At 39.8% G+C, this 18387-nt stretch carries 14 protein-coding genes; 8 read left to right on the top strand and 6 right to left on the bottom strand.

What is annotated here, in order from left to right:
• The first annotated feature begins 65 nt into the window (after nucleotides 1–65).
• Nucleotides 66–1223: a type I restriction enzyme subunit R domain-containing protein gene (locus V7L07_RS27885; RefSeq protein ID WP_335062295.1), complete on the top strand. Its 1158-nt coding sequence runs from the start codon at nucleotides 66–68 to the stop codon at nucleotides 1221–1223.
• A gap of 400 nt (nucleotides 1224–1623) precedes the next feature.
• Here the strand turns inward: V7L07_RS27885 and V7L07_RS27880 are convergent, their stop codons facing one another.
• Nucleotides 1624–2085 (bottom strand): pyridoxamine 5'-phosphate oxidase family protein, encoded by a 462-nt coding sequence (locus V7L07_RS27880; protein WP_335062294.1) that lies wholly within the window; start codon nucleotides 2083–2085, stop codon nucleotides 1624–1626.
• 517 nt (nucleotides 2086–2602) lie between these two features.
• On the opposite strand from V7L07_RS27880, the gene V7L07_RS27875 reads away from it, so the two are divergent.
• The 7 genes from V7L07_RS27875 (at nucleotide 2603) to V7L07_RS27845 (ending at nucleotide 9787) form a co-directional block, all read left to right on the top strand.
• A complete protein-coding gene (locus tag V7L07_RS27875; RefSeq protein WP_335062293.1) occupies nucleotides 2603–2818 on the top strand; it encodes a bromodomain-containing protein in 216 nt (71 codons plus the stop codon).
• Nucleotides 2819–2879: 61 nt separating this feature from the next.
• Nucleotides 2880–3431, top strand: a complete 552-nt coding sequence (locus tag V7L07_RS27870; RefSeq protein WP_335062292.1) for an alpha/beta hydrolase — start codon at nucleotides 2880–2882, stop codon at nucleotides 3429–3431.
• 98 nt (nucleotides 3432–3529) lie between these two features.
• Nucleotides 3530–4069 (top strand): HdeD family acid-resistance protein, encoded by a 540-nt coding sequence (locus V7L07_RS27865; protein WP_335062290.1) that lies wholly within the window; start codon nucleotides 3530–3532, stop codon nucleotides 4067–4069.
• A 292-nt stretch (nucleotides 4070–4361) separates the two neighbouring features.
• Nucleotides 4362–6398: a glycoside hydrolase family 10 protein gene (locus tag V7L07_RS27860; protein ID WP_335062288.1), complete on the top strand. Its 2037-nt coding sequence runs from the start codon at nucleotides 4362–4364 to the stop codon at nucleotides 6396–6398.
• A 418-nt stretch (nucleotides 6399–6816) separates the two neighbouring features.
• On the top strand, nucleotides 6817–7902 hold the full coding sequence (locus V7L07_RS27855) for an ABC transporter substrate-binding protein (protein WP_335062286.1): 1086 nt from the start codon (nucleotides 6817–6819) through the stop codon (nucleotides 7900–7902).
• A gap of 77 nt (nucleotides 7903–7979) precedes the next feature.
• A complete protein-coding gene (locus V7L07_RS27850) occupies nucleotides 7980–8873 on the top strand; it encodes an ABC transporter permease (RefSeq protein ID WP_335062296.1) in 894 nt (297 codons plus the stop codon).
• A gap of 188 nt (nucleotides 8874–9061) precedes the next feature.
• Complete coding sequence (locus tag V7L07_RS27845; RefSeq protein ID WP_335062284.1) at nucleotides 9062–9787, top strand: Uma2 family endonuclease; 726 nt, start codon at nucleotides 9062–9064, stop codon at nucleotides 9785–9787.
• 22 nt (nucleotides 9788–9809) lie between these two features.
• Here V7L07_RS27845 and V7L07_RS27840 read toward each other — a convergent pair whose 3' ends face one another.
• The 5 genes from V7L07_RS27840 to V7L07_RS27820 form a co-directional block, all read right to left on the bottom strand.
• Nucleotides 9810–13439 (bottom strand): hybrid sensor histidine kinase/response regulator, encoded by a 3630-nt coding sequence (locus V7L07_RS27840; RefSeq protein ID WP_335062283.1) that lies wholly within the window; start codon nucleotides 13437–13439, stop codon nucleotides 9810–9812.
• Nucleotides 13436–13816: a four helix bundle protein gene (locus V7L07_RS27835; RefSeq protein ID WP_334979026.1), complete on the bottom strand. Its 381-nt coding sequence runs from the start codon at nucleotides 13814–13816 to the stop codon at nucleotides 13436–13438. Before V7L07_RS27835 ends, V7L07_RS27840 begins: the two co-directional genes overlap by 4 nt.
• 31 nt (nucleotides 13817–13847) lie before the next feature.
• The gene (locus V7L07_RS27830) at nucleotides 13848–17156 is read right to left on the bottom strand and encodes a GAF domain-containing protein (RefSeq protein ID WP_335062281.1); all 3309 of its coding nucleotides are present in this window, start codon (nucleotides 17154–17156) and stop codon (nucleotides 13848–13850) included.
• A 116-nt stretch (nucleotides 17157–17272) separates the two neighbouring features.
• Nucleotides 17273–17746, bottom strand: a complete 474-nt coding sequence (locus V7L07_RS27825; RefSeq protein WP_335062279.1) for a chemotaxis protein CheW — start codon at nucleotides 17744–17746, stop codon at nucleotides 17273–17275.
• Between the two features lie 124 nt (nucleotides 17747–17870).
• The gene (locus V7L07_RS27820) at nucleotides 17871–18233 is read right to left on the bottom strand and encodes a response regulator transcription factor (RefSeq protein WP_334774801.1); all 363 of its coding nucleotides are present in this window, start codon (nucleotides 18231–18233) and stop codon (nucleotides 17871–17873) included.
• Between the last annotated feature and the right edge of the window lie 154 nt (nucleotides 18234–18387).

The raw sequence follows: 18387 nt of genomic DNA, 5'->3' as shown, positions 1-18387 counted from the left end.
GTTAAATCAAGGAGAGTTAATTATTAAATGGGGAAGAAAAGTTAAGAATAAGGGCAATACTACTATTGCAAGTTAAATGTGGAATAGCTTACTACCAGACCAGCAGAGAATTTAATTATTTCAGCCCCGACTGCGTAGAGACCACCGATAGCACCAAACAACTCGTTAACCAAATGGCTGGGGATAATCGCCTCATTGTCACCACTATTCAAAAACTCAACCGAGCGGTCAAATCCCAACGCCATCAAATCGCAATGGAGAAGCTCAAAGATCAGCGCATTGTGTTTATCTTTGACGAATGCCATCGTTCCCAATTTGGCGAAACCCACAAAAATATCGTCAAATTCTTTACCCAAGCCCAAATGTTTGGCTTTACCGGGACTCCCATCTTTGCCGATAACGCTGCTAGCAACGAACACGGTAAACGCACTACCAAAGACCTATTCGAGGAATGTCTGCATAAATATGTGATCACTAATGCGATCGCTGATGAAAACGTGCTTAAATTTTCCGTCGAGTATTGGGGCACTGTCAAAGATTCGGGCAAACGCAAAGACGGCACGCTGATCACAGAGCCAAAATTAGACCGAGAATTCTTTGAAAATCCCGACCGAATTTCTCTAATTGTCGATTGGATTATTGCCAACCATAACCGTAAAACTCACGGTAGAAAATTCTCGGCGATGCTCTGCACCAGCAGCGTAGACACCCTAATTACCTATTACGACACGTTCAAAAACAAACAAAAACAGGGATTACATGACCTACGAGTGATCACGATTTTTACCCCTGGCTATAACGAAGAAGACCAAGACGCAAACGGCTTAATTGGAGAACCTGATTTCAATATCAGCGCAGATACAAGCAACCGTAGCCATAGCCGCGACAAACTGAATCAATTTATCGCGGACTATAACCAAATGTACCAAACCCAACATTCCGCCAAAGATAGTCAGGCTTTCTATGCCTACTATAAAGACATCGCCAAGCGGATGAAAGACCGCGATCGGGAAAACTTTCAGGATCAGGAACGCGCCGATATTCTGTTAGTCGTCAATATGTTTCTCACTGGCTTTGATGTCAAAAAGCTCAATACACTCTACGTTGATAAAAATCTGAAGTATCACGGATTAATTCAAGCATACTCCCGCACTAATCGCATTTTGGGCGAACTTAAATCCCAAGGGAATGTGGAGCGATTTCTCAAGACAAACCCCGACTGAAATGGGTACTACATGTAGATGTAGGGGTCTTAAAGTCCCTGAAAAAGTTCGTTTTTTGTCCCTTTTAAACCGAGTTTTTGAGCATAAATGCTTATTGATATAGGAAGTTTGAGCTTAACTTGACACCTATGGCGTCTTGCCCGCCCAGTCGATAATCTGGCTCTTGTGGGGTGGGCGACACAAGAGTTAATTGAATATTTTTTATTTGGAAGCCCCTTAGTAAAAACAGATGCTTTGGGCTGATTCATCTTTCTTGTGATGATCTGCCATGTTTTTTGCAATTAAAAATACTTAATTTTTGGCAAGATTATCCAAATACTTACACGTGTGAAAAATTCGTAATTGATAATTTGTAATTTAACTCTTAACTACAAATTATCAATTACGAATTAGGAATTAATTAAAGGCGTGATGGTGTCAAAAAACTAATTGTTTGTGGCTGAAAGCTCGATACGCTCTCCCAATAATTAACCTGGTTAATATTCACCTTGAGCAAAGCAATATTGGGTTCCTCCAGACCTTTAGGAAACCAGGTTTGAAGTTCCGGCTTCCATAGTTCTCGCAACTTGTTGCGGTCTTCCACTAGTTGCGCTGTACCTGAGATAGAAACGTATCGCTGCTGTTCGGGTGACGAAAAACTAACGTTGACCTGCTTATGGTGTTCAATCTCAGTCACCTTATGGGAATCAGCATAAGTAAAGAACCAGAGTATGCTGTCAGAGTTAATCTCACCACTCTTTGACATGGGGTAACTATGCAAACTGCCATCATCATCGACTGTGGTAAACATACCATAATCAATATCTTGAATTAGTTCATGCAGCTTTTGAATTTGTTGGTCGCGGTCTGTAGAAGTTGCCATTGTTTGTACTCTTTCTCTATTCCCTTTTTTGTTGGCTGTACTTTTTAATTACAACCAAACTGAAGGCTGGTAAAGTTATTTTTAGTATCAAGTTTTTTAACTTAAATTACGTGAGTCTACAGGTATAATTTTTATAAAAATAGCTCTTTTTTTATTTATATCTATAGAGATATTGCTTGAGAGCCACTGCCTTAATTTTTGCACGAATTGTAGGTATAGTATTTGCAATCAAATTCAGTGGTGCGATCGCCGATAGTTTTTGAATGAAAATTTGAAGAAGAATACAGATAGCGATCGCAGTTCATGACCATACTAAGATTTGCGATCACCACTCATAAATATTTATACCGTGTATTAATGTATTAAATATTGCGATGTGAAGTATTCTTACTCTAAGATGTTAAATTTATACCCTCTGAATCAGCCTCTTCAACCCATAGCAGGAGTATCACTTTCCATTCAGCGCTTACGATGAAGAACAAAGAAATCAAATTGCAGTATATCTCCTTTTCAAATTATGGACTGGAAGTACAGGTGGAAGAATGGCTATAAACCAAGCCGAGATGAAGCGGCAAAAAACCCTCACTTATTAGATGAGAGTCAGTTCGAGAACGATCAAGATCGAAAGCTGGCGGAAGATTCTGCAAGGAAGCATTTGGGTGTACCCGCACCAACCTTAGATGAAGATAAATCAATACTACCTCATGCTGTTTCGCCTGATGAAAATGTTTGATACTAAGATATAGGTATTTTTTGCCTATATAGGCTCCGCACCATTATTAAAGTTAGACAAAATGCAGATTTATCAACTTTTCAATCGATTAAACAATCGGAAATTCGCTAAATTACTCACTCAAACAGTAGCTTTAGGCATAGGTGCTATTGTTCTATTCTCAACCACTAATGCTAATGCTGCCGAGCAAGTTATCTTAAAGTATGGTACTTTTCAGGGGCAAATATCTGTTGAAGAATTAAGTCAGTTTACAGAGACGGGCAAGACTACCCCGACATTAACAGCTTATTTACAGGCGGCCAAACAAGATCCAGAATTAGCTCGTAAAGCACTGAAAGCACCAATCAAAGCTGATCCTGGCTTTTTAGATAACTTACTGTCTAGTTGGGCTGGGCCAATTTTAGTTAACCAAATTGGTGAGGTAGTTCATCCTCCCGCAGGACAACTAGATCAACAAGCATTGCGAAGCGCTTTAAGTGCATCTATTAAACAAAATGGTCAAGTTACACTACTTGGAGCGATTCAGAATTATCCAAATACTTCTGTTGAACTTGAAGGCGATCGCCTCATCTCTGTTTATGAGCGCCTAAGCAGGCTTGCAGAACTTTTGTAAGTTAATACCGACGAGTCTACCTATGGGTTATACCCTCTGACTAAAAAATTCCCTAACCTAAATTTAGAGTTTAATCTGAGCATAGGGGAAAGATTTGTATGACAACCGATATTTCTAGAGATATTAAGAAGGATGTTAATGGATCGCTGATAACTGGTATTCTCCTGAGTGTTTTAGGGGTGATTGCGATCGTAGTGCCTAATTTTGCCACCATATTCGCCGAAACTTGGATTGCAGCGATTTTGATTTTTGCCGGATTTACAAAACTAGTTTATGCCACTCAAACCCGCGATCGAGGAGGTTTTATTTGGAAACTTCTATTAAGCGGACTCTATATTGCAACCGGTATAATGCTGTTTGTTTACCCTTATACAGGTGTTCTCACCCTAACTCTGTTGCTTGGTACTTTTTTGCTAACTGAAGGCACATTTGAGTTAATTCTGGCATTCCAGTTGCGCTCTCAAAACAACTGGACGTGGATACTAGGTGATGGCATTATTACACTAGTTTTAGGTGCAATGATTTGGTTCCAGTGGCCTTTCAATGCGCCCTGGCTTCTTGGCACACTAGTTGGTGTCAGTATTATTTTCACTGGCATTTCACGCGTAATGCTGTCATTGAATGCGCGTTCTATTTGAATGGGGATTAGGGATTGGGGACTGGGGACTGGGTATTGGGGACTAGAGAACAATTTTCTGAATACCTAATCCCCAGAATGCTGTTAGATTAAGGTTTTTTGATGAAAATTTTAGATCGCTAAAAAATGCAATAAATCATCACAAAGACGCGATTCATCGCGTCTCTTGCCTTAACCGAATAGTATTACCCAGTCCCCAAAAAAGTTTACAAGACATTGCAGCAGCGATCGCCAACAAAATTGCTAGATTAACTAAGGAAATCAAAATCAATGCCAGCTAGCTGCAATCAACAATGGTATCTATTGCTACTCCATTCTCGGATATTCAAAACCATTGGGCACGCTCATTTATTACAGCCTTAGCCCAACGTGGTATTGTCAGTGGGTTGCCTAACGGCGTCTATCGCCCCGATAACTCAGTAACCCGCGCTGAATTTGCTGCCATCATCGCTAACGCATTTGGGACAATTTCCAAGAAGCGGCAGTATGTCCCCTTTGTTGATGTACCTACTAATTATTGGGCAGCAGCCGCCATTCAAACAGCTTACGAAAAAGCATTTCTTAGTGGGTTTCCTGATAAAACTTTCCGTTCCGCTAACCGAATTACGAGAATAGAAGTCTTAGTTGCTTTGGTAGGAGGCTTAGAAATTGCCACCAAGATAAAATCTGACCTCCCCTCACAACTCCCACAGATTTATCAAGATTCTGTTCAGATTCCTGAGTATGGTAGAAATCAGGTAGCTATTGCTACTAGTGCTGGATTGGTGGTTAGTTTCCCAAATATCAAATTACTCAATCCCAATCTCGCAGCCACTCGTGCAGATGTGGCAGTGATTATTTATCAAGCTTTAGTGTATTTAGGTCAGGCAGAAAAAATTGCCTCTAGTTACCTAGTGCAGCCGCCAATATCAACACCAACACCAACACCCACACCTGTCGGTAGTGTAAAGGTAAATCATAGCCGGGAATTCCGGGGTGCATGGGTAGTATCTGTGTGGAATGGTGATTGGCCTTCTAAAGCGGGACTTCCTGTTGCCCAACAAAAAGCTGAACTTACCGAGATTATTACTAAATTACAAGCGTTGAACTTTAATGCCCTCATTTTCCAGGTGCGACCAGAGGGTGACGCTTTGTATGAATCCCAATTAGAGCCTTGGAGTGCTTGGATTACCGGGACTCAGGGGAAAGCACCAGAACCATTTTATGACCCTTTAGCGTTTGCGATCGCAGAATGTCATAAGCACAATATTGAACTCCATGCTTGGTTTAATCCCTACCGCGCTAGCACTTCCACTGACCCAGCCAAAACAGTCCGTCCCCACATAGCAGCTACCAATCCAGAAAGCGTTTATTTGTGGAAAACTCAACGCTGGATGGACCCAGGACTGAAAATAGTTCAGGATAGAGCTTACAACGTAATCATCGATGTAGTGAAGCGCTACGATGTTGATGGGATTCACTTAGATGATTATTTCTATCCATATCCCATTGAGGGACAGTCTTTCCCCGATGACAAAACTTACGCTGCATATAAAGCAGCCGGTGGTACTCTCAGCCTTGGCGACTGGCGACGGGACAATGTTAACAAAATGGTACAGCGCCTCTACCAGGGAATTAAAGCAACCAAACCCGATGTTAAATTTGGTATTAGTCCCTTTGGGATTTATCGCCCCGGACAACCCGCTGGTATTACTGGGTTAGATGCTTACAACGTCCTATATGCCGACTCGAAGAAATGGTTAGAGGAAGGCTGGATTGATTATATTGCGCCTCAACTTTACTGGCGCACAGATCAAGCACAACAAAGTTATCCAGCGTTGCTACAGTGGTGGACACAGGTAAACACAAAGCGAAGACACGTTTACGCTGGTAACAATTTAACAGAACCAAGCAACAAGAGTCGAGAGAGTGATGAGATTGAAAAGCAGGTGAAAATTAGTCGTAGCCAAGCTGGACAGTTGTCACTGGGTAATATTTTCTTTAACCTCAGTGTTTTGACAGAAAATAGTCAGGGAATTGCTGATAAATTTCAAAGTCTGCTTTATAACAAACCTGCGTTACCGCCAACTTTGCCCTGGCAAGATACAACACCACCCCCTCCACCCATTGGACTACAAGTTAATAACCGCAAACTGAGTTGGCAGCCTGGAGATAATCAGCCAGTTCGTTCTTGGACACTTTATCGACAAACTGGCGATACTTGGACAATTCAACGAATTTTGTCTGCTGGCACAACCTTTGCTACCGTCCAACAAGCCGGAACTTATGCCGTGTGTGCGGTGGATAGATCGGCCAATGAGAGTGCGGGAACAGTTATTACAGTGAGTTGAACTGGGGATTGGGGACTAGGGATTGGGAGGATAAATAAACCTCGTCTAGCTTGAGAACCGTAGTTTTGTAGGTTGGGTGCAGCGATCGCGTAACCCAACATAAAATTTGGTGGTAATGTTGGGTTGCGTTTCACTCCACCCAACCTACATAAATATATCTTTTAAAAAACTCTTGGTTTCAACATAGATGAGGTTTATATGGATTCAGACCCCAATCAAAACAATCAAGGAATTTCTTGCCCAGTCCCCAGTACCTAGTCCCCAGTCCCCAATCCCCAGTCCGAACAAAGGTAAATTATTAACAGTTGCACAAGTATATACACTTAAGTTAATGTTTAAGCTGGCTATGAACATTGCAATTAAAAACATATCTAAAATCAATTGGCAACAATACAAAAAATGATTGACTATTAACTTAATGACTAACAGACGCCAATTTTTAAAAGGAGTTGCAGCACTTTCTGGCTTATCTTTAGCTGGTTGTGGCTGGAAGCTGGCTGAAGTACGTGCTAATTCTAATACAAATAGTCAGCGTGACCAACTTTATATCTTTACCTGGACACAATATACTGATAACCAATTATTGAAAACCTTTAGCACCCAAACTGGCATGAAAGTGCTAGCGGATGTGTATGATTCTAATGATGTCATGCTGGCTAAATTGCAAGCTGGTGGCGGTGGCACTTACAGTATCATCAACCCATCTGATTACATGGTGCAGAAGATGGTAGACAAGGGTTTGCTAACAGAAATAAATCACGATCGCTTAATCGGTCTAGAGAATTTATTTCCCCGGTTTCAGAATCCTAGTTACGATCGCAATAACCGCTACAGTATCCCTTTTAACTGGGGGACAACAGGTTTACTTTACAATTCCGAAAAAATCAAAGATGCACCACAAGACTGGGATTATCTTTGGCAAAATAAAGAGCAACTTAATCAGCGGATGACTTTGCTCAATGATGTTCGAGAAGTAATAGGGGCAACGTTAAGAATGCTAGGTTATTCTTACAACTCCAAAAATGAACAAGAAATCAAACAAGCTTATGAAAAATTGAAGGTGCTAAAACCTGCGATCGCACGTTTTGATACCGACGCTTGGCAAAATCAAATCCTGGCAGGAGATTTACTACTAGCAATGTGTTATTCAGCAGATGCAGTGAAAATCTCTCAAGAAAACCCTAAACTCAAATATGTGATTCCTCGCAGTGGTTCTTCATTATGGACAGACACTATTGTAATTCCCAAAACAGCCCCCAACAGGGCTGGAGCCTATGCTTGGATTAACATGATTTTGCAACCAGAAATAGCAGCCCAAATCAGTCAACGCCTAAACATTTCTACACCAAATAGCGCCGGATTTGAGCAATTGCCAAAAATAATCCAAAGCAACGTTAATTTGTTTCCGCCAGAGTCACTTTTAAAAAATTGTGAACGTCTTGCTCCTGTACAGGAATTTGAAGAGGTTTACGATCGCTATTGGACTCAATTAACCAGTAGCTAAATAAATTTTGGATTTTAGATTTTAAATTCAATCCAAAATCCAAAATCTAAAATCTAAAATTAACAGGGTTAGGAGTGATTAATTTGGAAAAAAATAATATTTCTAAAATAGAAGAATTGCATCGCCCACAAGTAAATTGGCTCCAACCCTTGGTATTACTTGCACCATCTGGGATTTGGTTATTACTTTTGTTGGTGTTGCCAGCTTTGATAATTTTCGAGTTAAGTTTAGTTGCAGATATCCGACCGGGAGATATAGTCAATCCCAACGGATTCAAAAACTACATCCGAATATTTGACTCTCTTTACCTGCAAGTAATTGGGCGATCGCTATTTTTTGCGTTTGGCACTACAATCATTTGTTTAATTTTGGGCTTCCCCGTCGCCTATTGGATTGCTCAGATAGCGCCACAACGTTGGCGAAATTTACTGTTATTAGGTTTTGTCCTACCTTTGTGGACTTCTTCGTTACTGCGTTCTTATGCTTGGATTACCATTCTTCGTCCTACTGGCTTATTGAACAGTTTATTCAGCAATTTAGGCTTGCCTACTTTTGAATTACTGAACAATAGTCAAGCTGTATTAATTGGCATGAGTTACAGCTTGTTACCATACATGGTTTTGATATTATATGCTTCTCTCGAAAAGCTAGACAAGCGGTTACTAGAAGCGGCGGCTGATTTAGGTGCAAATCCGGTGGAAACTTTTTTCCAAGTAACCGTACCTCAAATTTTTCCGGGAATTGCGGCTGCTTCCATGCTTGTATTTATCACAGGTTTGGGAGATTTTGTCGATCCAGAATTACTCGGTGGTGCTTCTAGTATGACGGCGGCGCGGTTAGTTTATAACCAGTTTCTTGGAGCAACCCAAAATTGGGGATTTGGTTCAGCTTTGAGTATGACGTTAATTTTACTTGTTAGTATTGCGATCGCACTTTTGATTAAGTTTGGTGAAGCTGCACCCAAACGCTAAACTTTCCGTCACCGAATTTTAGATTTTAGATTTTAAATTTTGGATTGAAGAGTCAAAATCTATCTTGGAAAGTTGACTTCAAGTACGCACGCAAATAGAGTTTTGCACAGAAGCAATCTAAAATCCAAAATCCAAAATTGTTTAGCTCATTTATAATAAAGGCATCAAACGCCAGCGAGACAACGGTTATGCTCTCACCTGATCTCAAAAATGCGTTACCGACGACTGACGAACTTCCCTGTTCAGACGATACACCAGTGGATAACGAAGACCAAAACTTTTTGCCCAATATTTTACTCTTCTTACTCAACTCCATTTGGGCAAATCGCATGGATTGGTATTTTGGAGTAGATATGGGAGTGTATCACACCACAGGAGTAAATCCCAGAGTAGCTGTAGTGCCAGATGCTTTTTTAAGTGTGGGAGTAGAACGAAAAAAGGGAGGCAAATCACGCAAAAGTTACGCAGTTTGGGAAGAAAATGGGATAGTTCCAATCTTCACATTAGAAATGGTATCGCACACCCCAGGGGGTGAATACGACGAGAAGCTAGATATATACAGAAAACTCGGTGTACTGTACTACGTAATTTATAACCCTGAATTTTGGCGGCGCGATCAACATCAACCCTTTGAAGTGTATAAGTTGATCGATGGCAACTACCAACTACAAATAGGTGAACCCTATTTGATGCCAGAGTTGGGGTTAGGTATTGGACGACACCAAGCTGTAATTGGCGGCATACAACAGGAATTTTTATGTTGGTATGACGAGCAAGGAAAACGTTATTTGACAGATGCAGAACAGGTACAACAGGAGCGATCGCGGGCTGAACAAGAACAACAAAGGGCTGAACAATTAGCCCAGTATTTACGTTCTATAGGTGTAGATCCAAATAATCTACCTGCTAGTTAAGGCGATGGCATTTCAAAAAATATCAGTGATTTGCTACTATTAGTAAATTGTCTAAATCATCTGTCTTACTGTTAATTAACTCCTTAATTTTAGAGATAAACTCATGTTCTAAAAAAGGCTTGGTCAAGTAAGCCTTTGCACCCAATTCTTGGGCAAGTTGGCGATGTTTTTCAGCGCTACGAGAAGTAAGAATCACCACAGGTATTTTTGCGAAGTTTGTGTATTGACGGAAATTGCTCAATAACTCAAAACCGTTCATTCGTGGCATCTCTAAATCGGAGACAACAATTTGAATCTCAGGATGTAACTGTAACTTTTCTAGAGCTTCTACACCATTTTGAGCTTGTATTACTTGATAGCCAAATTTTTGCAGAGTCAGAGAAAGAGTCTGCCGGAGGCTAATTGCGTCATCTACTACTAAAACAACTTTTGGTGATTTCTTATCTGGCTCTTGAGAATAACTGGGTTGGGTTTCTATGGTTTCTACGGTTGTTGTGGAAGTCGATGCAGCAAGTAATGGTGTAGATGAAAAAGTATGTCCCGATATTGGCAAGACTTTTTGATTTGTGGAAGAAGCTGAAGCGACTGGTAGCGCTCTGATATTAAGTGTTGTTTGTTGGATATCGCTAGATTTTACCAGCAACGAAGCATCAATTATTAAGATGAGATTGCCATTAGCTAAACTACTACAACCATAAATGTATTTTGGCGGTGCGATCGCATTTCCTAAAGGTCTAATTACTAGTTCTTGTTCACCAATTATTTGGTCAACTTCTAAAGCAACCTTTGCCTGATTTCGTCGGAGCAAAATCACAGGATTTTTCGCTACACTTGAGTCTTGAGTATTTGATGTGTTGTATGGAGTAGTACTATTCAAGAATGAATCATTATAATCAATCAACTTTGAAAGTTGACGGAGGCTGACCATAGTCTCATCATTATCTGTGTTCCAAAGTAAGACTTTTTTACCTTCAATTTCTTTAATCTGTTGTTCAGAGGGAATCAATATTTTTTCAATACTGTCCAAAAGCAGACCATAAACAACACCTTTGGCTTGAACTAGCATTAACTTTTCTGTAGTCATAGAAAAAGGAATTTTGAGTATGAATATTGTTCCTTGGTTGGGTAAAGATTGAACGGAAATAGAGCCGTTAAGTGCGTGCATCTGAGTACGCACAATATCTAAACCCATCCCCCGCCCAGAAATTTCACTCACTTTATTAGCAGTAGAAAATCCCGGTAAAAATATCAAATCTAAAAGTTCAGGTTCAGCTAGACTAGAGGCATAAGCTCTAGTTTTTTCTTCAGTTTGTATGGGATAAAATTCAGCAGCTTTTCTGCGAATTCTGTCTAAATTTAGTCCCTGACCATCATCACGAACTTCGATAACAGTTTGGCTACCCTGATGATAGGCGCAGATTTCGATTAAACCTTGTTCTGGTTTAACAAGCTGTCGGCGCACTTGTGGAGTTTCAATACCGTGGTCAAAAGCGTTACGTACTAAGTGTAACAAGGGATCGTAGAGCTTTTCTGCGATCGCTTTATCTACCAGTACTTCACCACCAGTAAGTTTCAATTCTACAAGTTTGGCATGAACATTCCCTAACTTATTTACCATGTGAGGGAAGCGATTCAAGATATTGCCCAAGGGCGACATTCGTGCTTCTACTAAACTATCTATAATATTAAGAGTTAAATTCTCTTGTTTGTCACTAATTTGAGCAGCTTGTGTCACGAGCAAGTCAAGAGATTCTGTAGTTTCTTGTAGTTGCAGTGTCTCTTCTATTGCTTCATGCAATGTCAGATGAAACTCTGTATATACATCCATTTCCAAAGAGTCAAAATTCACTGCAAAACTTTGCGTTTCTTGTGAAGTAATATTTAGTATTTGTAATGGTAAATCGCGTAACTCATTTAAAGTTGTTTGATGTCTATTGAGTTGCTTGATTAATTGCTCAATTATTTCTTTGACTTGTTCATCTTGCAAACTACGCCGTTTTTGGTAAATCAGCAATTCTCCTGCTAGATAGTTGAGGTGTTGCAGTCTTTCTGTATCTACCCGAATAAATGAAGGTTGGCGAAAATTTTTAGTTTGAACATACTGTGATTGATCTTCTATTTCTTTATTGATTTGTGTAGAAATATCAGGCATGACTTCAATAGCTGTTTCAGGAACATCTGCAACTAACTGTTCACTGACAGTTAAGGAATCAAGCTTTATTGAAGAGTCATTACTCGCGGTCTTCACGACTTCAACAGCAAGATTTTGGTTAGCTTCTTCTCCCCATATTGCTTCTAGCAAGTTATCAGTTGGCTGAGATATCTCTTGAATCACTAATAGTGTTTGTAACTTAGGACTATCCAACCAATTTTTTTCTTCGCCAGTCACAGGAGGATAATTTTTATATTCTTTTGCTAATTTATAAATTTGATGTTGTAATATTTTAATTCCTGAGAGGTAGCTGTCAGATGGTTTCAGAGAATATTGAAACTTTGCGACTGCAAATAGGATGATTAAGATGATCCCACGTCGATAAATACAAAGACTTGGACTATCTTCTTTATCTTGAACAAAATCGAGAAAATTTTTCAGCCAGTTTTCGATGTAATTAAGTAGACTTTTTATTTCTAATGTGGGAACCAGTAATGTCAAATTAAGTTCTGACTCTGGGATTCGCATCTGGTGATTAAACCAGCCAAAAATGTAGCGAATTACTTTTAAATAAAACTTGGCAGTTGTGGGATTAACCGATTCATTATTATTGTTATCAGATGTCGTGAGAAACTGGTAAAACTGTTCTTCATTGATGATATATATGCCAGGAGACGAATTATTCTGTAATTCTTCAGATAACTCATTACTTACAACTATTGCGAGTTTTCGTAAATCTGGAGAAGGTTCTCCACCAGATGTGCGATCGCCTTTTAGTACCAATTCTTGTGCTTTTTGTAAATCTGCAAGGGCAATTTCTGCAATTTGCCGCACCTGGGTGGGATTTGCTCGCAATGCTGATAGAATGGTTTGGGCAATTTCTCCCAATCCAGGTAAATTGAGAGATTCCGCCAAGCCGAAAAATACCTCACCTTGAGAGTGTAAAAACTCAATCAAATCAGTATCATTTGGTGGATTTTTAACAGCGTCAGCAATGCTATTTAAACGTTGCTCTACTCCCGTTTCAAAAACCGACTGCACAATATCAAATCCTAATTCTTCAGAAGTGGGAATCTGAGAGTCAGCACCAAAAGCATCACCCAGTTTTTCTTGTAACTGTGAAAACACTGAAGTTGCTCGATGGATAAGTTCTTGGTCGTTAACAGTACTACCTATTAGCTCAGTATTTAATGCAATGCTCAGACACTCATAAGCTTGTAACAAAAGTGTTTGTAATTCAGCATCAACTACCACTTTGGGATTATAGAGAGCCTTAAATACATCTTCTAAAAAATGGGCAATCATCTTAATTACTTCTAGCCCAACATTAGCAGCACCACCTTTAAGCGTATGAGTAGCTCGCATTAAGTTATGAACTTTAGCAGTACTATAACCTTCCGACAAGCTAAATAGTTCTTGCTCAATAATTTGAACTAATTCTGGGGCTTCAGCCAGAAAGTAGATGTATCCTTGTTCGCGAATTTCGCTATCTGTAATCATATTTTGGATTTTAAATTTTGGATTTTGGATTTGTTACGTAAAGTTTTAATTGATGCAACTGTCATTGCAAGAATTTCGGTGTTTTCTGACATCAAATTGCTCACTTTTTCCAGTGGTAATAAACCAACCTCAACAATAAGTTCCATCCAATAAAGACTTTCATCGGCTTCTTCCTCTACCAAGCTGAGTTTAGCAATGACATCGGCGGTTGACTTACCACGACAAGCTGACCGATAGTTAGCTCCCACAGATGTTGCTGAACGGATTAGCTGCTTGCCAATTACATCTGCCGTTCGGCTCTGCGGAAGAGCTTCTACTAAGCGGATTACTCGCAATGCTAGCTGCTTTGTTCTCCGCTTAAAATCCTCCTCATTCATAATCCAAAATCTAAAATCTAAAATCTAACATTTATTTGACTTTAAATTTATCGGCAGTTGTTAATAATTCTTGCGCCATTCCTGATAAATCTTGGAACACAGTCGCAATTTCTTGAGATTCAGCAAAAGTTTTATTGGCAATTCCCGCTACATCTTGCATTGATTTAGTTACTGTTACAGACTGCGCCATTTGTTTTTGAGTCGCTGCGGTAATTCGTTCGATTAGCTGACTAATTTCAGCAGTTGCAGAAACGATCGCATTTAAGTTTTGGCGAGTGTCACTGACAAGATTTGTCCCTTCTACTACCTGCTGAATACCAGTTTCCATCGCTACTGCAACTTCCCCGGTTTCTGCTTGAATCTCTTGGACTAATTTTTCAATTTCGATGGTTGCTGCTGCTGACTGGCGAGATAAAGAACGGACTTCATCAGCTACAACTGCAAAGCCTTTGCCATATTCACCGGCACGAGTCGCTTCAATGGCTGCATTCAGAGCTAGTACGTTTGTCTGTGTAGCAAAATTACCAATCAAATTCACCACTTTGGAGATTTTTTGCGAAGATTCACTGAGGCGTTTAATCTTTTTGCTGGTTTGAGCAACGGTTTCGCGAATTCCTTGGATAGCTTTTACAGTCAGGTTCATAGCGGTATCGCCAGACTCGACAGTTCGATTGGCTTGTTGCACCGCTAGTTGTACTAACTCTGCATTGGACACTACAGCTTGAGTAGAGTCTACCATCTGTTGAATGTCACCTAAAGCTGCGGTAATTTCCTCAGATTGTTGTTGCGCCAGATTGGTCAATCCTGCTAGTGAAGCCTCACTATTGCTAGAAGTTTGGGCAACTTGTTGAGCAGCTCCCTGTACCTGAATAACGATTTGCCGCAGCGCTTGTAAAGTATTATTGTAAGCGTCAGCGATCGTACCTAGCTCATCTTCTGTAATCGGTGCGCGTACTGTTAAATCGCCGTTGAGAGCAGGTCTAAGGGCTTTTAAGAGTTGAATAGATCGTTGTTGTAGTAACTCCTTAGCTGCCTTTTCTCGTGCTGCTGCTTCTGCTAATTTTGCTGACTGCGCTTGGACTTGTTGCAAATATTCGGTATGTTGTAATGCTAGTCCTAGCTGGCCGCCAATCCGTGCTAGCAAAGTGACTTCCAATTCTTCCCAATCACGAGTTCCCGAATTTTGATAAGCTGCCAGCAATCCCCACAATTGTTCCCCTGCAAATACAGGAACAATCACATAAGCTTTGGCTTCAAATTGCTCTAAAATTTCAATGTGGCAAGGAGAATGACCTACCTGATAGATATCATTGACAACAAAGTTTTCTCCTTGGGCATATCGACCTCCCTGAGTTTCTTGTAAGTGGGTATCTTCCCAGACGGTTTTGATATCGGGCCCTACCAGTTTTACCCAAAGATGACCTGCTGACTCTGCGATAAATTCACCACTCCAGTTAGGGTTGAAGCGATAGACGCCAACGCGATCGCATCGTAGTAATTGTCTGACTTCTTGAGTGGTTGTTTTGAAGATTTCTTCGACATCCAAAGATTGCCGAATGCGGTTACTAATTTTGGTGACAGCTTTCTCTTGTTCCGCTATCTGAGCTAGTTTCTCAGATTTCAATCGCACTAATTCTAAATAATCTATCTGTGATTTAGCGAGGCTAAATTGCAAGCTAGTCTGAACCAAAAAGTTTACTTCCCAGCTTTGCCATTCACGGGTGCTGGAATTTTGATAAGCTGCCAGCAAGCCCCACAATTTATCCCCGAAGAATATCGGAACAATGATGTAAGCTTTGGCTTCAAACTGCTCTAAAATCTCAATATGGCAAGGAGCTAACCCTACTTCATAGATGTCATTAACGATAAAGTTTTCACCTCTGACATACCTACCTCCTTTAGTTTCTTGCAAGTAGGTATCGTCCAAAACGGTTTTGATATCAGGGCCTACCAGTTTTGTCCAACCAGTACCCACAGACTCAGCCACAAATTCACCACCCCAGTCAGGGTTAAAACGATAGACAGCGACGCGATCGCATTGTAGTGATTGACGCACTTCTTGAGTGGTTGTTTTGAAGACACTTTCTACATCTGAAGATTGTCGGATGCGGTTGACTATCTTAGTGAAAACTTTCTCTTGTTCAACTATCTGAGCTAGTTGGTCAGATTTTGTCTGCACTTGTTCCAGATATTCTCCTTGTGAGATAGCTACACCAAATTGCAACCCAATTTGAGTTACAAAGGTTTCTTCCCAAGGTTGCCAATCACGAGGCCCAGAATTTTGGTAAGCTGCCAGCAAACCCCATAATTTTTCTCCAGCAAATATCGGTGCAATGATATAAGCTTTCATTTCATACTGCTCTAAAATGTCAATATGACATTGAGCATGGCCCGTTTGATAAATATCATTGACTACAAAGCTTTCACCATTGGCATAACGTCCTCCTTGAGTCTCTTGTAAGTGGGTATCTTCCCAGACCATGTAAAAATCAGGGCCGACCATTTTTACCCAGCCATTACCAACTGACTCAGAAACAAACTCACCACTCCAGTCAGGTTTGAAGCGATAGACACCGACGCGATCGCATTTTAGTAATTGACGTACTTCTTGAGTGGTTGTTTGAAAAAGCTTATCGACATTTGATACCCGTAGAATTTTGTCGATGACTTTAGCTACTGATTTTTTTGCTAGTATCCGCTGTTGCTGTTCTTTTTGGAATTCAAAGCTCTGTAATTTGTAAGTCAGTTCTGTTGTAATTTGAGATAGTAGACTAATTTCTACTTCTTGCCACTGTCGTGTTGAGTAGCAATTATTTACTACTAGTAAACCCCACACTTTACCTTCTACTACAATCGGTAAACTCAAACTCGCTTTAATTTGAAATTTTTCTAGGAGTTGTTTTTGATAAGGGGTAAGTTGAATCTGATTGATATCATCAATAACTACAGGTTCTATATAGTCTTGGTTAGTATATAAGCCAAAAATAATTCCGGGAATATTTTCGCCTAAAGTTGGTGTCCAACCTAGTGTTCTAGATTCTGCTAAAACATTACCTGATTCCCTGGAAGTAAACTGATAAATTAAGGCGCGATCGCAGCCAATCTTTTCTCTAAGTTGCGCTACAGTGATTTTGAGTAATGTATCAAAATCTGATGCTTGGCGCATGTGAGTCGCGATGTCTTGTAACTGTCGCCGCCAAGTTTTAAATTCCTGAGCGATCGCATTTAATAAAGATATTTCATTACTAGCAATATTCGCTATATTGGCGTTACCATTCTGATTTTCTAATTCAGAGATTAGAGGCTCACTGTCATGGCTGTTGTTATACAAGAATGTCATTTGATTAACCTCAAAAAATGTGATGGGTAATAATTTGATCTGTGCCAGGTAATAATGCTATGGTATTGGCTTATTAATGATTAGATTTTTTAACATACCTAATCATTACTAAATACTCAACTATGAATCCCCCATATTGGAGCTTGGATAATAGTTGTGGCATCCAAATTAAAAATCATATCCTCCGAACCATTAATAAAATATCCCTGTAAAAAAGGTGATATTTTAGGATAAAATAATTCCGCCGTTGCCGGCTTCATTTCCTTAGTATCCAGCCATTCAATATCTATAAGTTGTCGCACCAATAGTCCCAAATACTTACCCTTATTTTCCAGAACAATCGCCATCATTTTTGAAAGTAAATTTGGCCCTTGCGAAATTGGAGGATAGCCTAACATTGCCTCTAAATCAACCAACCAAAGCATCTCACCACGCCAGTTATAAATACCCAAGACGCTACTTGGCATCTGAGGAACACCACATATTTCTGGTAATGATACTTGCAAAACTTCTGTAATGTGTTGTAACGAAATTACGGCTGTATCACTTGCTCCCAAATTAAAACTTAAAAATTTTTCCTGGGTTTCCAAAGCTATTGATCCTTTGTCATTGATTATTTATCTTGCACCACTATTTGCAGTTATTGTTTGTTCTTACAGAGGTTCTATTTGATAAACAGTGATGTCTAGTATTTGTTGATTTATGAAATCTGTACTAATTAAGTAATCGCTTTAACATTACCGTTAGTTCTTCTCGATCAATTGGTTTTGATAGATAACCATCAGCGCCTAACATATTACCCCAAATTTTATCTACATCACTATTTTTTGTAGAGCAAAAAACCACAGGTATGTTGCTAGTATCAGGATTGTTTTTCAGTTCTCGGCAAATTTCAAAGCCACTTTTACCTGGTAAAATTACGTCGAGAAATATTAGGTCTGGCTTGTTTTGATCTATTTTATCTTGAGCCTCTTCACTGCTGGTGGCGCTAATCACAGAATAACCTGCCTGTTGCAAGTAACGGCTGATTATTTCCATATCTGTTAAGCCATCTTCAACAACTAAAACAGTATTCATGGCAATTACTCGTTAACTTTTTCTCAAAATGTAAACAAAATATACAGATCCTAAATGATTACTCAAAAAAGACATGGAAGGGACTAGAGACTAGCCCTAACCCCTTTGTCATAACCACTATTTCACAAATCAAATAGGACTGCTATAAATACAA

Origin of the sequence: Nostoc sp. (genome assembly GCF_036916985.1) — a bacterium.
Classification (GTDB): domain Bacteria; phylum Cyanobacteriota; class Cyanobacteriia; order Cyanobacteriales; family Nostocaceae; genus Nostoc.
This window is presented reverse-complemented; position numbering and strand designations above follow the sequence as displayed.

Bases quoted from the DNA above. Each gene is read 5' to 3' on its own strand.
- V7L07_RS27880 (WP_335062294.1), bottom strand. From the start codon at position 2,085: ATGGCAACTTCTACAGACCGCGACCAACAAATTCAAAAGCTGCATGAA.
- V7L07_RS27875 (WP_335062293.1), top strand. From the start codon at position 2,603: ATGGACTGGAAGTACAGGTGGAAGAATGGCTATAAACCAAGCCGAGAT.
- V7L07_RS27870 (WP_335062292.1), top strand. From the start codon at position 2,880: ATGCAGATTTATCAACTTTTCAATCGATTAAACAATCGGAAATTCGCT.
- V7L07_RS27865 (WP_335062290.1), top strand. From the start codon at position 3,530: ATGACAACCGATATTTCTAGAGATATTAAGAAGGATGTTAATGGATCG.
- V7L07_RS27860 (WP_335062288.1), top strand. From the start codon at position 4,362: ATGGTATCTATTGCTACTCCATTCTCGGATATTCAAAACCATTGGGCA.
- V7L07_RS27855 (WP_335062286.1), top strand. From the start codon at position 6,817: ATGACTAACAGACGCCAATTTTTAAAAGGAGTTGCAGCACTTTCTGGC.
- V7L07_RS27845 (WP_335062284.1), top strand. From the start codon at position 9,062: ATGCTCTCACCTGATCTCAAAAATGCGTTACCGACGACTGACGAACTT.
- V7L07_RS27840 (WP_335062283.1), bottom strand. From the start codon at position 13,439: ATGATTACAGATAGCGAAATTCGCGAACAAGGATACATCTACTTTCTG.
- V7L07_RS27835 (WP_334979026.1), bottom strand. From the start codon at position 13,816: ATGAATGAGGAGGATTTTAAGCGGAGAACAAAGCAGCTAGCATTGCGA.
- V7L07_RS27830 (WP_335062281.1), bottom strand. From the start codon at position 17,156: ATGACATTCTTGTATAACAACAGCCATGACAGTGAGCCTCTAATCTCT.
- V7L07_RS27820 (WP_334774801.1), bottom strand. From the start codon at position 18,233: ATGAATACTGTTTTAGTTGTTGAAGATGGCTTAACAGATATGGAAATA.